Genomic DNA, 16,450 nt, shown 5'->3' with positions numbered 1-16,450 from the left:
TCTCTCAGTCGTCTTCGTTGTCGCCGAAGTCGGGGCGGACGTCCCGGGCGAACATGACCTCGTCGTTGGAGGTGCCGGCGGCGACCATCGGCCACACCATCGCGTCCTCGTGGACGATGAAGTCGACCACGACCGGGCGGTCGTTGATCGAGTTCGCCTCCTCGATCACCTTGTCGAGGTCGTCCGGGGACTCGCAGCGGATCGCGTAACAGCCCATGGCCTCCGACAGCTTGACGAAGTCGGGGACGCGGGTGCCGGCGCTCGGCTGCTTGCCGTCCGCATCCGGGCCGCTGTGCAGCACGGTGTTGGAGTAGCGCTGGTTGTAGAAGAGGGTCTGCCACTGGCGGACCATCCCGAGGGCGCCGTTGTTGATGATGGCGACCTTGATCGGGATGTTGTTCAGGGCGCAGGTGGTGAGTTCCTGGTTGGTCATCTGGAAGCAGCCGTCGCCGTCGACCGCCCAGACCGTGCGGTCCGGCTGACCGGCCTTGGCGCCCATCGCGGCCGGGACCGCGTAGCCCATCGTTCCGGCGCCGCCCGAGTTCAGCCAGGTCGCGGGCTGTTCGTACTGGATGTAGTGCGCGGCCCACATCTGGTGCTGGCCGACGCCCGCCGCGAAGATCGTTCCCTCGGGGGCGAGTTGGCCGATGCGCTCGATGACCTGCTGCGGCGAGAGCGAGCCGTTGTCGGGCTGCTCGTAGCCGAGCGGGTACGTCTCGCGCCAGCGGTTGAGGTCCTTCCACCAGGCGCTGTAGTCGCCGGTGTTGCCGTCGCTGTGCTCCTTCTGCACGGCCTGGACCAGGTCGGCGATGACCTCGCGGGCGTCACCGACGATCGGCACGTCGGCGGCGCGGTTCTTGCCGATCTCGGCCGGGTCGATGTCGGCGTGGACGATCTTCGCGAAGGGGGCGAAGCTGTCCAGCTTGCCGGTGACACGGTCGTCGAAGCGGGCTCCGAGGGCGACGATCAGGTCGGCCTTCTGCAGCGCGGTGACGGCGGTGACCGCACCGTGCATGCCCGGCATTCCCACGTGCAGCGGGTGGCTGTCGGGGAATGCGCCGAGCGCCATCAGTGTGGTGGTGACGGGCGCTCCGGTGAGCTCGGCGAGGACCTTCAGCTCGGCGGTGGCGTGGGCCTTGAGGACGCCTCCGCCGACGTACAGCACGGGCCGCTTCGCCTGGCTGAGGAGCTTGGCGGCCTCGCGGATCTGCTTGGCGTGCGGCTTGGTCACCGGACGGTAGCCGGGCAGGTCGCTCTGCGGCGGCCACGAGAACGTCGTCTGCGCCTGGAGCACGTCCTTCGGGATGTCGACGAGGACCGGGCCCGGACGGCCGGTCGAGGCGATGTGGAACGCCTCGGCGATCGCCTTCGGGATGTCCTCGGGCCTGGTGACCAGGAAGCTGTGCTTGGTGATCGGCATCGTGATACCGACGATGTCCGCCTCCTGGAAGGCGTCCGTGCCGATCGCCTTGGTGACGACCTGGCCGGTGATGGCGACCAGCGGGACGGAGTCCATCATGGCGTCCGCGATCGGCGTCACGAGGTTCGTCGCACCCGGGCCCGACGTGGCCATGCAGACACCGACCCTGCCGGTGGCCTGCGCGTAGCCGGTGGCCGCGTGACCCGCACCCTGCTCATGACGGACGAGCACGTGGCGCAGCCGGTTCGAGTCCATCATCGGGTCGTACGCCGGAAGGATCGTCCCACCGGGGATGCCGAATACGGTGTCGGCCCCGACCTCCTCGAGCGAGCGGATGAGGGACTTCGCACCCGTGACGTGCTCGGGGGCGGACTGCTGTCCTCCGGAACGGGGCCGCGGCTGCGGATGGTGGGCCCCGGTGGCCTGCTCGGTCATCGGCATTCTCTTCTCGATGCTGAGGGTTTTTGCGACTTTTGTGCGGTGTGCGTGTGCTGGTCGACAGGCGTCTGTGCAACAAAAAACCCCTCGTGCCGTGAGGCAAGCGAGGGGAGCGCGCCGGGTGCGGTCGCTGGGTGTTACCGGATCCTCCGGTGACCACCTAGCTTCAGCCGACGCGCTTTCCAAGTACGAGAATTCGGGTGCGCATGGCATTGACCCTCCCCCCGGCACGCACCGACTGTCAAGTAGGTGGGACGGGAGTCTCATTATGTGAACGGAGGGCCGTTCCGCCCCCGAGAACAGCGGGCACACCACCGGTGTACACCCCCGCTCCACCGCCCGCGAAGACGGGCTCGACCGGCCCGTTCGGTACGGGGAAGTGGCCGGAGGAGAGCGCCCGGCGCAGCCGGTACTCGTCCAGCGGTCCGGAGAACGCCATGCCCTGCCCGTGCGTGCAGCCCATCGCCCGCAGCGCGATCACCTGCTCCGGGAGATCCACCCCGTCCGCCACGGACTGCAGCCCCAGGTCGGTCGCGATCCGCAGCAGCCCGCTGGTGATCTTGTGCAGCCGGGCGGACTCGACGACTCCCTCGACCAGGCTGCGGTCGAGGCGCAGGATGTCCACGGGGAGCCGGCGGAGCGCTGTGATGGCCGCGTAGCCGCTGCCGAAGCCGTCCAGGGCGATCCGGACCCCGAGGCGTCTGAGGGCGTTCAGACGGCGCTCCAGCTCGTCCAGAGGGACGCGTGGATCGGTGTCCGACAGCTCGATGACCAGCCCGCCGGACGCGAGCCCGTGCCGGGTGAGCAGGGACTCGACGGAACCGAGCGGCAGGGAACGGTCCAGCAGCCGCCGGGCGGTCATCCGGACGGCCACCGGCACCGCGATGCCGGCGGCGGTGCGCTCGGCGGCCTGCCCGACGGCCTCGTCCAGCATCCAGCGGCTCAGCTCGGCGGTGCGGTCGCTGTCCTCGGCGACCCGCAGGAACTCGGCGGGCGTGAAGAGCACTCCCTGGGAGGAACGCCAGCGCGCCTGTGCGGTGACCGACGAGATCCGGCCGTTCTCCAACGACACCACCGGCTGGTGCAGCAGGGCGAACTCACCCTCCTGGAGCGCGGAGCGCAGCCGGGTCGCCAGCTCCGCCTTGCGGACCACGTCCTGCTGCATCTGCGGCGCGTACAGCTCGACACGGCCCTTGCCCGCCGCCTTGGCGCGGTACATGGCCAGGTCGGCGTTGCGCAGCAACTCACCCGCGCCCAGACCCGGTTCGGCGAAACCCACACCGATGGACGCGGCGACGCGGACATCGTTGCCGTCGATGCAGTACGGCTGGGAGAGCCTGATCCGCAGCCGGTCGGCCAGTTCCATTATCTGCTGCTCGCGGGCCGTGCGGTCGCGGCCGCCGTCGCCGACGATGAGCGCCGCGAACTCGTCCCCGCCGAGACGGGCGGCGGTGTCCCCGTGCCGTACGGAGTCCTGGAGCCGGCGGGCGGCCTGGACGAGCAGTTCGTCGCCCGCCTGGTGCCCGATCGTGTCGTTCACGGCCTTGAAGCCGTCCAGGTCGATGAAAAGCACGGCGGTGCCCCGGTCGGAGGAACGACGCCCGGAGAGTGCCTGCTGGACGCGCCGGGTGAACAGCGCGCGGTTCGGCAGGTCGGTGAGCGGGTCGTGCTCGGCGTTGTGCTGCAACTGCGCCTGGAGGCGGACGCGTTCGGTCACGTCACGGCTGTTGAAGATCAGTCCGCCGTGGTGCCGGTTGACGGTGGACTCCACGTTCAGCCAGCCGCCGTCGCCGGACCGGAACCGGCACTCGATCCGGGTGGTCGGCTCCTCCACGTGGCTGGCCGCGAGGAACCGCCGCACCTCGTGGACCACGCAGCCGAGGTCCTCGGGGTGGATGAGCGAGGCGAGCTCGGAGCCGACGAGGTCCTCCGCATCGCGGCCGTAGACCCCGGCGGCGGCCGGGCTCACGTACCGCAGGATGCCGTTCGGAGCGGCGATCATGATGACGTCGCTGGAGCCCTGCACCAGGGAGCGGAAGTGGTTCTCCTTCTGCGCCAGTTCCTGGGTGAGGGTGATGTTGTCGAGCAGCATGATGCCCTGGCGCACCACGAGGGCGAGGACGACGAGGCCGGCGGTGAGGAGCACCACGCGGTCCACCCGGCGCCCGTTCAGGATGTTGTAGAGGATCCCCAACGTGCAGACGGCGGCGGCGAGATAGGGCGTCAGCGCGGCGATCGATCCGGCGATCGGACGCGTCACCGGGTACCGGCCGTGCCCCGGGCCCTGCGGGGCGGGCTGCGGGTGTCCGTCCTGCTCCCGCTCGTACCCGTGCTCCTCCTCCTGCGCACCGGACCCGCCCCGGCGCTCGTGGCCTCCGGGGCCCCGCGGGCCTCCCGGCCCGGACGGCTCGTGGCCGCCGCGCGGTCCGCCCCGCCCGTCGGAGCCCGGCGGACCGAAGCGGCCCTCCCGGCGCTGGCCGGGGATGTGCTCCCGCATCCCGCGCACGGGCCCCTCCGGGGCGTGCCCCTGCGGACCGTGCTCCTCGGCCTCCGGGTGTCCGTGCCGGGTGGCCGCCCAGGGGGCGTACGCGAGGAGCAGGGAGCCGGCGAACCAGCCCGCGTCGAGGAGCTGGCCCGAGTGGTAGTTGTTGTGCAGGAGGGGCGAGGTGAACAGGGCGTCGCACATCACGGTCAGGGCGAGCGCCCCGATCGCGGTGTTCACCGCCGAACGGTTCACCGACGAGCGCCGGAAGTGCAGGGCGAGGACCATGCTGACCAGAGCGATGTCCAGCAGCGGGTACGCCAGCGACAGTGCGGTGTGGGCGACGCTCGGTCCGTCGAACTTGGCCGCCTGGGCGAGCGCCAGCGACCAGGACAGCGTGAGCAGCGAACCGCCGATCAGCCAGGAGTCGAGCGCGAGGCACACCCAACCGGCCCTGGTGACGGGCCTCTTGGCGAGCACCAGCAGGCCGACGATGGCGGGCGGCGCGAAGCAGAGGAAGAACAGGTCGGCGTAGCTCGGGCTGGGCACCGGGCGTTCGAGGACGACCTCGTACCACCCCCAGACCAGATTGCCGAGGGAGGCCATCGCCGAGGAGAGCGAGAACAGCAGCCAGGCGGGACGAAAGCGGCTGCTCCGGCTACGGGCGTAGAGGAAGCACGAGACGGCCGCGGTGCCCGCCGCGATGCTCAGCCCGAAGTCGCCCATGACCAGCGCGAGACTCGCGGAGCCCCAGCCGAGCGCGGAACCGACGGCGTATCCCCCGCACACCAGGGCCAGGACGAGTTGCGAGAACAGGCCCGTCCCGCCGTCGAAGACCGGACGGCGGGCCAACAGCGCTCCGGGGGAGCTCACCGGGCCCACCCGGTCCGTGCCCCCGGGTCCAACTGGTCCCGGTGCGCCGGATGGGCATGCCTGCGACGGCTCGGATGCCTGCGGTGGTGATGGCAGCCGTGGCCGCGTCCGCGTGCGGCCGCGCGCCAGGGTCGTCGGCGGCGGCCCCGCCGCGTCGGATCGTTGGTCCATAGGCCGTGCATCGCCCGTCGCCCCCCTCGCAGTCTCAATGTCCATCCCCGGCGCCGAACGGTGCGCGGCGCAGCCCCTGTCGGGACGATACACCAGTCTCGTCACTCAGGGACATAGTTCCTCTACGCTCCGTGACGACCAGGGACTATGCCGGAACTGCCCGCGTTCGGGGAACTGCGGAGGGTGTTCGAGGCGGACGGAGGACGAACGGAGCGGTGCTCAGGTGCCGGTGGTGAGAACCACGTTCCGCAGCGGCTCCCGGTTCACGAAAAGCGTCAGCTGTTGCGCGAGCAGCCGCTTGGCGCGCGGCCAGAACGCCGAGGTGGGGCCGCCGACATGGGGACTGATGAGGACACCGGGCGCGTGCCACAGCGGATGGCCCGGGGGCAGCGGTTCGGGGTCGGTCACATCGAGGGCCGCCGTGATGCGGCCGCTCTCCAGTTCGGCGAGCAGCGCCTTGGTGTCGACGACGGGGCCGCGCGCCACGTTGACCAGCAGGGCGCCGTCCTTCATCCGGGACAGGAAGTCGGCGTTCACCAGCCCACGGGTGCTCTCCGTGAGCGGTGTGGACAGCACGACGACATCGGATTCGGGCAGCAGCGACGGGAGTTCCGTGAGTGGGCGCACCGGGCCGCGCTCCGTGGTGCGGGCGGAGCGCGCGACGCGCGCCACCCGCGCGAGCTCGAACGGCGCGAGCCGGTCCTCGATGGCGGACCCGATCGAGCCGTACCCCACGATGAGGACGGACTTGTCGGCCAGCGAGGGCCGGAAGCCCGAGCGCCACTCCTCGGCGTCCTGGCCGCGGACGAAGTCGGGGACGCCGCGCAGCGAGGCGAGGATCAGTGTGAGGGTCAACTCCGCTGTGCTCGCCTCGTGGACACCGCGGGCGTTGCACAACACCACGCCGGGGCGCAGGGACTTGAGGCTCGGCAGGACGTGGTCGACACCCGCGGAGAGCGTCTGCACCACCCGGACCGACGTCATCGCCGACAGCGGACGCTGTGACACGGCGGGCGGCTTCATATAGGGGACGACGTAGAACGCGCACTCCGCCGGGTCGGCGGGAAAGTCCTGGTCGCCGTCCCAGAAGCGGTACGCGGGGCCTTCTGGGAGCCCCTCGATCTCGTCGGCGTGAAACGGCAGCCACACATCGGAAGTCATGGTCAGGAGGCTATGCCAGGCGCCCGTTCGCGCAGAGGTTAGGTTGGGGTGCCGGCAGAGGGAGGATCACGACCAGGTGGAGCGCAGAACGATCGGGGCCGCGGCGCTCGGTGTCGGGGCGGTCGGCCTCGGGTGCATGCCGATGAGCTGGGCCTACACGGGATCGCGACAGCGCGGCGAGGAGTCGCTGCGCGCGGTGCACGCGGCGCTCGACCGGGGCTCGACGCTGCTCGACACGGCCGACATGTACGGCCCCTTCACCAACGAGCTGCTCCTCGGGCGGGCGCTCAGGGAGCGCCGCCCGGAAGCCTTCGTGTCGACCAAGGTCGGTCTGCTGGCGGGCGAGCAGCACATCGTGGCCAACGGCCGTCCCGAGTATGTGAAGCGGGCGTGCGACGCCTCGCTGCGCCGGCTCCAGACGGACGTGATCGATCTGTACCAGCTGCACCGGGCCGATCCGGAGGTGCCGGTCGAGGAGACCTGGGGCGCGATGGCCGAGCTGGTGTCGGCGGGGAAGGTGCGCTCGCTCGGGCTGTGCGCGCTGGGGGCCCGGTCCGGCCGGCGCTCGGGGGCGCGGTTGCACGACGGAACGATCCGGCAGCTGGAGCGGGTCCAGCAGGTGTTCCCGGTGAGCGCCGTGGAGGCCGAGCTGTCGGTGTGGTCGACGGAGGCGCTGGACGCGCTGTTGCCGTGGTGTGCGGCGCGCGGGGTCGGGTTCCTCGCCGCGATGCCGCTGGGCAACGGCTTCCTGACCGGGACGCTGACCCCCGGCGAGGGCTTCGAGCCGGACGACGTACGGGCCCGGCATCCCCGCTTCACCGCCGAGATGATGGCCGCGAACCAGCCCATCGTGGTGGGTCTGCGGCGCATCGCCCGGCGCCACTCGGAGGCGGGCCGTGAGGTCACGCCCGCGCAGGTGGCGCTGGCCTGGGTGCTGGCGCAGGGCCCGCACGTGGTTCCGGTGCCCGGGGCCAAGCGGGAACGCTGGGTGACGGAGAACGCGGGGGCGGCGGGACTGCGGCTGACGCCGGAGGATCTGGCGGAGGTGGCGGGTCTGCCGGGGGCCCTGGGATCCTGGGAGTGAGGCACGTCCGCGGGCCGGAGTGCGGATTCTCCGGTCCGTGATCGGGAACCTGAGGAACGCGAGCGGTGTATGAACAGTGGGACCGCCGCTTCGAAGGGACACAGATGGTGCAACGTCGAGCAGTGACAGCCGTGTTGGTCACGGCCGCCTTTCTGGTGACGGCAGGCTGTTCCTCCGGCGGTGGAGGGGGCTCGGACGACGGAGGCGCGTTCCCGGGCCTCGGGAGCAGCCCCGCGCCGCAGTCGTCGTCCGCCCGCGGCGCCTCTCCCGAGCCGACCCCGCCGGCCAAGGGGTCGGTGAAGGTCGTGCGCACCGTGACCGAGGACCTGGACAGCCCGTGGGGCCTGGCTCCGCTGTCGGAGGGCGGCCTGCTGGTGTCCTCGCGGGACAAGGGGACGATCACCCGGATCGACGAGAAGACCGGCAGGAAGACCGAGCTGGGCGACGTCCCCGGAGCGGCCCCGGCCGGCGAGGGCGGTCTGCTGGGCATCGCCCTCTCCCCCGCCTACGCCTCGGACCACATGATCTACGCGTACGTGACCACGGCCTCCGACAACCGCATCGTCCGCATGCTGTACGACGCGAAGAAGCCCTCCGGCGAACAGCTCGGCGCACCGGACACGATCTTCAAGGGCATCCCCAAGGGGATCATCCACAACGGCGGGCGGATAGCGTTCGGCCCGGACAAGATGCTGTACGCGGGCGCGGGCGAGACGGGCGACCGGGGGCAGGCGCAGGACAAGAAGGCGCTCGGCGGCAAGATCCTGAGGATGACCCCGGACGGCGAGCCCGCGCCCGGCAATCCGTTCCCCGGCTCCGTCGTCTACTCGTACGGACACCGCAACGTCCAGGGTCTCGCCTGGGACGACAAACAGCGGCTGTGGGCCTCCGAGTTCGGCCAGGACACCTGGGACGAGCTGAACCAGATCAAGCCCGGCGACAATTACGGCTGGCCGGTGGTCGAGGGCATCGGCAAGGACGCGAAGTACCACGACCCGGTCGCCCAGTGGCACACGGACGACGCCTCGCCGAGCGGGATCGCGTATGCCGAGGGATCCATATGGATGGCGGGCCTCAAGGGCGAGCGGCTGTGGCGCATCCCGTTGAACGGCACGAAGACCTCGGCCGAACCCGAGGCGTTCCTCCAGGGGAAGTACGGCCGGCTGCGCACGGTCGTCTCCGCGGGCGGCGACAAGCTCTGGCTGATGACGAGCGAGACCGACGGCCGGGGCAGCCCCGGGAAGGGTGACGACCGGCTGCTGGAGATCGAGGTGAAATAGCGGGAGCTTGCGGCGGGGGAAGCGGGCGGAGGGCCGAGGCGGCGGTCGTGCGGGCTACGGCGCCTGCGAGGGACCGGGGTTCCGCGCCGCGTCCCGTCCCGGGCTCGCGCTCCGGTCCTGGGCAGCGTCTTGGTCATGGGCGGCGCTCTGGTCCTGGACCGCGGCCGTCGGCTGGTCCGCTTCCTGCGCCTGCTCTACGTCCTTCGCCTGCTCTACGTCCTGCGCTTGCTCCTCGTCCTGCGCCTGCTCTTCGTCCTGCGCTTGCTCCTCGTCATGCCGAGGTGCCCGTACGACCACCTTGCCCGAGGTCAGGTCTATGGGGCCGCGGCCCGGGTCGCCGTCGTTCAGGTCGACGCGGCTCAGCTCCAGCCGCTTGCGTTCGTCGTCGGTGTGCTTGCGGCCCGGTGCGAAGAGTTCCTCGAACATGTTGAACACGGCGCCTCCCTCGGCCCGAATCCCTTTCAGCCTAGACCTCGCCCCGCCGCCCGCACCGAGGTGGTCTCCGGCGGGAAGAGCCGCAGCCGGTGGGCCAGAGCAGCCGCCTCACCCCGTCCCGAGACCTCCAGCTTGGCCAGGATGTTCGAGACGTGGACGCTGGCCGTCTTCGGGGAGATGAAGAGTTCCCCGGCGATCTGGCGGTTGCTGCGGCCGGCGGCGACGAGCCGCAGGACGTCACGCTCGCGGCCGGTGAGACCGAGGGCGAGCGCGGGGTCCGTGGGCGCCGCCGACCGCTCGGGGGCGTGCTCCAGCGGAAGGCGGGCGCGCTGGGCGAGGAGCGCGACGGCGTCGGTGAGCGGGCGGGCGCCGAGGTGGTCGGCAGCGGCACGGGCCAGCCGGAGGAGTTCCGTCGCCCGGTCGCGCTCGTCGTCGTCCGTGCCGGAGACGAGCAGGGCCTCGGCGAGGCGGAGGCGGACCCGCGCCAGGTCGTAGGGGCGCTCCAGGCGTTCGAGGGCGCTGACCACGTCGGACCACTGGTCCGGAGAGCTGTCGCCCTCGGCCCGGCCCAGTTCGGCGCGGACCCATTCGGCGTGGGCGAGCCAGACGGGCGCACCCGCCGCCAGCGACTTCGCGGTCACGCGGATGCGATCCAGAGCCGGGGCGCGGCCCGGTTCGGCGACGGGCAGGCCGCGGGCGTCGGCCTCCGCGGTGGCGGCGGCGAGCAGCAGGGGCCAGCCGTAGCGCTGGGTGCCGGGCGGGAAGCCCACCTCCAGGGCCTGCTCCAGGGTGGCGCGGGCGTCGAGGAGGCGGCCCTCGCCGGCGGCTATACCGACGCTGGTGCAGAGCAGCGGCAGGGAGTGCTGCGGCATCGGATCGTGGGTTCCGAAGTGGCCCCGGGCGGCGGTCAGTTGGCGGGTCGCCTCGGCGAGGTCGCCGCGGGCGAGGGCGACAGGCGCGAGACGGGCGGCGCCCACCCCGGAAGCCTTGCCGCTGAGTCCCACGCCCAGCGCGTTCCGGGCGGCGTCGACGGCCTCGTCCCACTGGCCGAGGGCGTACAGCGACTCGGAGAGGTTCCCCCAGACCCAGGCGAGGGTGTCCAACAGGCCGTTCCTGCGGGCAAGTTCGACGCCCTCGCGCAGGATCGCGACGGCCTCGCGGGAACGGCCGACGGACTCCAGGTGGGAGGGCAGGTTGATGTGCAGCCGGCCGACGACGTAGGCGGCGCCGTGCCGGTGTGCCGCTTCCTTGACCTGGTACATCGCGGCGAGTCCGGCCTCGACGTCCCCCGAGTCGACCATCAGGCCGCCGAGGGTGAGCCGGGCGTTGAGTTCGATGTCCCGGGCGCCCACCATGCGCGCGTACTCCACCGCCCGCTCAGCCGCGGAGAGGGCGCCGTGGCCCGGTTCGTGGAGCATGCACCAGGCGGCGACCATGGACAGCACCTCGGCGTGCACCTGGGAGGGCGGGAGGCCGCGCACCAGTTCCTGGGCGGTGGCGAGTTCCTCCCATCCGTCGCCGCGGACCTGCGACTGGACGAGCCGGGAGCGCTGGAGCCAGAACCAGGCGGCGCGCAGCGGATCGCCCGTGTCCTCCAGGAGGTGCAGGGCGCGCCGGGTCGTCTTCAGGGCGCGCTCGCGCTCTCCGCACAGTCGGCCGGCGACGGCCGCCTCGGCCATCAGGTCGAGGTAGCTCAGCGGGGTCGTCTCGGGATCGCAGCCGCAGGCCGGGTAGGCCTCCGCGTAGTCGACGGGCCGCAGCGCGGCGCGCACGGTGTCGGGGGCGACCTCCCACAGCTCCATCGCCCGTTCCAGGAGCCGCAGTTGCTCGGAGTGGGCGTGTCGGCGGCGGGCCTCGACGGAGGCGTCGAGGACGGCGGGCAGCGCCTTGGCGGCGTCGTGGGCGTGGTACCAGTAGCTGGCCAGCCGGGTCACGCGTTCGTCGGCCGGGACGAGCGCGGGAGCGGCCTCCAGTGCCTCGGCGTAGCGGCGGTTGAAGCGGGAGCGCTCGCCGGGCAGCAGGTCGTCGCTGACGGCCTCGCGGACCAGGGAGTGGCGGAAGCGGTAGCCGTCGCCGCCGGGCGAGGCGATCAGGATGTTGGCTCCCACACAGGCCCGCAGGGCCTCGATGAGATCGTCCTCGGCGAGCTGGGCCACGGCGGCGAGCAGCGCGTACTCGACGGTGGAGCCGCCTTCGGCGACGGTCCGGGCGATCCGCTGGGCGCTCTCCGGGAGCCGTTCGACACGCACCAGGAGCAGATCGCGCAGGGAGTCCGTGAGTCCGGTGCGGCAGCCCTCGTGGGCGGCGACGGCGAGTTCCTCGACGAAGAACGCGTTGCCGTCGGAGCGGGCGAATATCTCGTCGACCTGGGCCGGGTCGGGCTCCCGGGCGAGGATTCCGGCGATCTGGCGGCCGACCTCGGCCCGGCTGAAGCGGCCCAGTTCGAGACGCCGGACGGTGCGGAGGCGGTCGAGTTCGGCGAGCAGGGGGCGCAGCGGGTGGCGGCGGTGGATGTCGTCGGCGCGATAGGTGGCGATGACGACGAGCCGGCCGCTGCGCAGGGTGCGGAAGAGGTAGGCGAGCAGATGGCGGGTGGAGGCGTCGGCCCAGTGCAGGTCCTCCAGGACGACCACGACCGTACGGTCCGCCGCGACGCGTTCCAGGAGGCGGGCGGTGAGCTCGAAGAGCCGGGCCATGCCCTCTTCGTCGTAGCGCCGTCCGGAGTTGGTGTCCGCGAGTTCGGGCAGCAGGCGGGCGAGTTCCTCCTCCTGTCCGGCGGCCGCGGCGGCGAGTTCGTCGGGCAGGATGCGGCGCAGGGCGCGCAGGGCGGTGGAGAACGGGGCGAAGGGGAGGCCGTCGGCGCCGATCTCGACGCAGCCGCCGCAGGCGACGACGGCGGCCTCGCGGGCCGCGGCGGTGGCGAACTCCTCCAGGAGGCGGGTCTTGCCGACGCCGGCCTCGCCGCCGAGCAGCAACGCCTGTGGCTCTCCCGTGGCGGCACGGGAGAGCGCGTCGTTCAACACCCCCAGTTCGGCGGTGCGTCCGACGAACACGGGGCTCACGGACCTGGTCTCCACGGGCCCGAGCATCGCACAGGGCACCGACGGCGCGGCACCGGTTATCCGGTGGGCCGTCGGTGCCCCGGCGGGACGTGCGGTGTCCGGCAGGAGGCGGCCGCCCCCTGTACGGCCGCCCTCCTGCCCACCCGGCAGCCGGTCGTACGCGGTACGGCCGGCGCCGGGTGCCGTGGCGTTCACGCGGCGCGGGTGAACGGATACCGGCGGGGACGGCGGCTATGGGCCCGCCCCTCCGTGTCCTGCTGTACGGACTCGCGGCGGGCCGCGCGTCGGGCGGCCCTGCGGCCCTGGAGGGCCTCCCGGGCGAGCCGGTGGTTCTGGGCCTCGCGGATCAGTTCCGCGGTCCGGATCTGGTGAAGCTCGTACTCGAACATCTCGTACCCCTGGTGAAGAGTCGGTCTCGGCCTCGCTGTCTGCGATGTCTCAACCTTCGTCTCCGAGGGGGGTGCGCCACATCGGGAGAGTTCCGCATCTTGGGCACGCGAAGGGCCTTAGGGCGACGCCGGTTGTACGGCGCCGGCCCTAAGGCCCCTCAGAGTGGTCGGTTCTCAGCTGGTGGAGGGCAGCCCGAGAAGGAGGTCGGAGTACTTGGCGACGGCCAGCACCAGCCCGACGACGCCGAGCGAGACGCCCGCCCAGGCGACCGACTTGATCCAGGCGGCCTGCGGCTTGCCGGGGGCGCCGAACGCGGGGCGGACGAGGACGACGACACCGACGATCAGCGCGGCCAGTGCGAAGAGGCCGCCGATCAGCGCGGTGGTCGCCCAGGCATCGCCGTAGACCTCCTTGACCTGCTGGGCGACGCTCGCGCTCGACGAGGTCCTGAGCTGGCCGACGAGCGTCTCGCGCGCGGCGGCGACGGTGGAGACCCAGCTGCCGGTCAGCGACACGATGCCGAGTCCGGCGGACACCACGGCGGCGGCACCCTGGCCGACTCCGGTCGCCTGCTCGGCGGCGGTGGTGTCGTCGCCGTCCACGAGGGCCGCGTCGGCCTCGTCCTGCTCCTCGGCCCGGGCGCCCTCCGCCTCGGTGCCGGTCACGTCGTCCGTGGTCGCGTCGGTCTTGGTGACGTCCACGGTCTGGTCGTCGCGCTGCGCCTCGGTGCCGGTCTCGGCCCCGGCTTCGTCAACTGTCTTGGTTCCCATGCCCCGCACCGTACGGACGCTGTCTGAGAAGTTCCTTAATGATCCTTGTGCGCCTCGCGCGCACGGGCTGCGCGCCAGTCGGGGGCCAGCAAGGACCACACCTCCAGGTCGTGCCGGACCCCGCGGTAGGGGTGCTTCTCGCGCAGAACACCGTCCTGGGTCATGCCCAGACGGCGGGCCACGTTCAGGCTCGGCACGTTGCCGGCGGCGGCCACCCACTCGATCCGGTGGATCCCGCGGCCCTCGACCGCCCAGTCGATGAGCACGCGCATCGCGCGGGTGACGAGACCGCGGCCGGAAGCGGCGGGTTCCAGCCAGCAGCCGACCTCGCAGTTGCCCTGTTCGGCGTCGAAGTTGAGGAAGAGCACACCGCCGACGAGCTTGCCGTCGAGCCACAGGCCGTGCAGGGAGCCGGTGTCCGCCGCGCGCATGTCGGCGTACCGCTGGAGGTGGGCCCGCGTGGACGGCACGTCCGTGGACTGGGATCCGAAGGGGATGAACTGTCCGATGAACTCGCGGCCGCGGTCCAGGTGGGCGAGGAACTCCTCGGCGTGCCACGGCTCCAGGGGCCGCAGTTCCGCCCCGTCGTCACCCAGGGATATCGCGTACATCCGGTTACCGCTCCTTCGCCATCAGGTCCGCCGCGTCGGCGGCGTCCAGGACGTCCGCCACACCGGCGTCCGTCACCTCGGCCAGCCTCTCATGGGCGGCACGGCACTCCGGTGCCTCGATGCTGACCCGGGGCAGCCGGCGGTCGAGCCAGCCGGGCAGCCACCAGTTCGCGCCGCCCAGCAGATGCATGAGGGCGGGGACGAGGAGCGTGCGCAGGACGAAGGCGTCGAGGGCGACGGCGGCGGCCAGGGCGACGCCGAACATCGCGATGACGCGGTCGCCGCTGAGGACGAAGGCGAGGAACACCGAGATCATGATGACGGCCGCCGAGTTGATCACCCGGCTGGTCTCGGCCAGCCCGACCCGGACCGCCCGCCGGTTGTCGCCCGTCTCCAGCCACTCCTCGTACATGCGGCTGACCAGGAACACCTGGTAGTCCATCGAGAGCCCGAAGAGCACCGACACCATGATCACGGGGAGGAAGGGCTCGATCGGTCCCGCGCGGCCGAGGCCGAGCAGGTCGCTCCCCCAGCCCCACTGGAAGATCGCGACGACGACCCCGAAGGCGGCGGCGACGGCGGCGATGTTCATCACGGCGGCCTTGAGCGGGATACCGATCGAACGGAACGCGAGGAGCAGCAGGACGCAGCCGAGGCTGATCACGACGCCGACGAAGAGCGGCAGCTTGCCGACGATGACGTCGGCGAAGTCGTCGTAGCTCGCCGTCACCCCACCCACGTGCACGTCGAGGGAGGTGCCCGCCTCGGCGCGCGGCAGGACCTCGGTGCGCAGCCGGTCGACGAGGTCGCTGGTGTCCTTCGCCTGCGGGGCGGAGGACGGGACGACGGTGAGGTAGGCGGTGTCGCCCGCGGTGTTGTAGGTGACCGGGGTCGCCGAGGCGACGCCGTGGGTGAGCCGCAGCGAGAGGTCCAGGTTGTCGAGTGCGAGGCGGTCCTCGGCGCCGCCGACCTTGGTGACGAGGGTCAGGGGCCCGTTCACGCCGGGTCCGAAGCCCTTGCCGATGAGGTCGTAGGCCTGTCGGGTGGTCGTCGTCCGCGGGTCGTTGCCCTGGTCGGAGGTGCCCAGATGGAGGGAGAACGTAGGCAGGGCGAGCAGTGCCATCACGACGACGGCGACGCCGCCGAGCACCTTGGGGTGGCGTTCGACGAAGGCGGACCAGCGGGCGGCGAACCCGGTGGGCAGCTCCGGTTGCGGTCCGTGCTCCTCCAGCCGGCGCCGTTCGCGGCGGCTCAGGGCGCGGGGCCCGATGAAGGAGAGCAGTGCGGGCAGCAGCGTGACGGAGGCGGCGACGGTGAGGACGACGGTCAGAGAGGCGGCGATGGCGACGCCGTTGAGGAAGCCCAGCCGCAGGATGAGCATGCCGAGCAGGGCGATGCAGACGGTGGCGCCGGCGAAGACGACGGCGCGGCCCGTGGTGGTGACGGCGTTCCGGGCGGCCTCGGCCACCGGCAGCCCGCGTTTCAGGCCGCGCCGGTGTCGCGTGACGATGAACAGGGCGTAGTCGATGCCGACACCGAGCCCGATGAGCATGCCGAGCATGGGGGCGAAGTCGGCGACGGTCATGGCGTGCCCGAGGAGCACGATGCCGAAGTACGCCGTGCCCACGCCGATCAGGGCGGTGGCGATGGGCAGCATGGAGGCGGCGAGGGAGCCGAAGGCGAGGAAGAGGACGAGAGCGGCGACGACCACGCCGACGATCTCGGCGACGTGCCCGCCGGACGACTGGGTGAGGGCGACGGCGCTGCCGCCCAGTTCCACGTCGAGCCCCTCGGTCCCGGCCGCCTTCGCGGTGTCGACGACGGCGCGGGCCTCGCCCTTGTCGATGGTCTCGGCCCGGTCGGCGAAGGTGATGTTGGCGTACGCGGTGCGGCCGTCGTCGCTGATCCGGTCGGCGCCACCGCGGCCGTACGGGCTGTCGACGGAGGCGACTCCGGGGAGCTCGGCGATCTTGTCGAGGGTGCGGGTCATCGACTGCTCGACGGCGGGGGAACGCACGCTGGCGCCCTGGCCGGTGTGCCAGACGACCGTGTCGCTGTCGCCACCGAGGCCGGGGAAGCCCTCGCCGAGGAGCTGGGTGGCGCGACCGGATTCGGTTCCCGGGGCCTCGTAGTCGTTCGAGTACGAGGAACCCGTCACGGCGGCGGCAGCGGTCACGCCGCCGAAGGCGACCAGCCAGAGCAGTACGGCAACGAGGCGGTGCTGGACACACCAACGTGCGAGGGCTGCCACGGACGAGCTCCCTGGGGGATTT

Annotated in this window: 11 protein-coding genes; 2 read left to right on the top strand and 9 right to left on the bottom strand. The window is 71.9% G+C overall.

Annotated features, from left to right (window positions below):
* Positions 1–4: 4 nt before the first annotated feature.
* From ABZT74_RS15865 to ABZT74_RS15855, 3 genes are all read right to left on the bottom strand, one after another.
* Positions 5–1,855: an acetolactate synthase large subunit gene (locus tag ABZT74_RS15865; RefSeq protein WP_355867659.1), complete on the bottom strand. Its 1,851-nt coding sequence runs from the start codon at positions 1,853–1,855 to the stop codon at positions 5–7.
* 244 nt (positions 1,856–2,099) lie between these two features.
* Positions 2,100–5,213, bottom strand: a complete 3,114-nt coding sequence (locus ABZT74_RS15860) for an EAL domain-containing protein (protein ID WP_356169612.1) — start codon at positions 5,211–5,213, stop codon at positions 2,100–2,102.
* A 390-nt stretch (positions 5,214–5,603) separates the two neighbouring features.
* The gene (locus ABZT74_RS15855) at positions 5,604–6,545 is read right to left on the bottom strand and encodes a 2-hydroxyacid dehydrogenase (protein WP_356169609.1); all 942 of its coding nucleotides are present in this window, start codon (positions 6,543–6,545) and stop codon (positions 5,604–5,606) included.
* Between the two features lie 76 nt (positions 6,546–6,621).
* Here ABZT74_RS15855 and ABZT74_RS15850 point away from each other — a divergent pair, with 76 nt between their 5' ends.
* The gene (locus tag ABZT74_RS15850) at positions 6,622–7,629 is read left to right on the top strand and encodes an aldo/keto reductase (RefSeq protein ID WP_356435429.1); all 1,008 of its coding nucleotides are present in this window, start codon (positions 6,622–6,624) and stop codon (positions 7,627–7,629) included.
* A 104-nt stretch (positions 7,630–7,733) separates the two neighbouring features.
* Positions 7,734–8,909 (top strand): PQQ-dependent sugar dehydrogenase, encoded by a 1,176-nt coding sequence (locus ABZT74_RS15845; protein ID WP_356169604.1) that lies wholly within the window; start codon positions 7,734–7,736, stop codon positions 8,907–8,909.
* Positions 8,910–8,963: 54 nt separating this feature from the next.
* Here ABZT74_RS15845 and ABZT74_RS15840 read toward each other — a convergent pair whose 3' ends face one another.
* From ABZT74_RS15840 to ABZT74_RS15815, 6 genes are all read right to left on the bottom strand, one after another.
* Positions 8,964–9,335 (bottom strand): DUF6191 domain-containing protein, encoded by a 372-nt coding sequence (locus tag ABZT74_RS15840; RefSeq protein ID WP_356435610.1) that lies wholly within the window; start codon positions 9,333–9,335, stop codon positions 8,964–8,966.
* A 35-nt stretch (positions 9,336–9,370) separates the two neighbouring features.
* Positions 9,371–12,433: an AAA family ATPase gene (locus tag ABZT74_RS15835; protein WP_356435608.1), complete on the bottom strand. Its 3,063-nt coding sequence runs from the start codon at positions 12,431–12,433 to the stop codon at positions 9,371–9,373.
* Positions 12,434–12,597: 164 nt separating this feature from the next.
* Complete coding sequence (locus tag ABZT74_RS15830) at positions 12,598–12,795, bottom strand: hypothetical protein (protein ID WP_355867645.1); 198 nt, start codon at positions 12,793–12,795, stop codon at positions 12,598–12,600.
* A 174-nt stretch (positions 12,796–12,969) separates the two neighbouring features.
* Entirely contained in the window at positions 12,970–13,566 is a 597-nt protein-coding gene (locus tag ABZT74_RS15825; RefSeq protein WP_356169598.1) for a hypothetical protein, read from the bottom strand.
* Between the two features lie 35 nt (positions 13,567–13,601).
* Positions 13,602–14,177 (bottom strand): GNAT family protein, encoded by a 576-nt coding sequence (locus ABZT74_RS15820; protein ID WP_356169595.1) that lies wholly within the window; start codon positions 14,175–14,177, stop codon positions 13,602–13,604.
* A gap of 4 nt (positions 14,178–14,181) precedes the next feature.
* A complete protein-coding gene (locus tag ABZT74_RS15815; protein ID WP_356169592.1) occupies positions 14,182–16,428 on the bottom strand; it encodes an MMPL family transporter in 2,247 nt (748 codons plus the stop codon).
* Positions 16,429–16,450: the final 22 nt, after the last annotated feature.

This window comes from Streptomyces sp. NPDC005302 (genome assembly GCF_040607345.1).
In the GTDB taxonomy this organism is placed as follows: domain Bacteria; phylum Actinomycetota; class Actinomycetes; order Streptomycetales; family Streptomycetaceae; genus Streptomyces.
The sequence above is the reverse complement of the archived record's forward strand: the minus strand, read 5'-3'. Positions and strand labels throughout refer to the sequence as shown.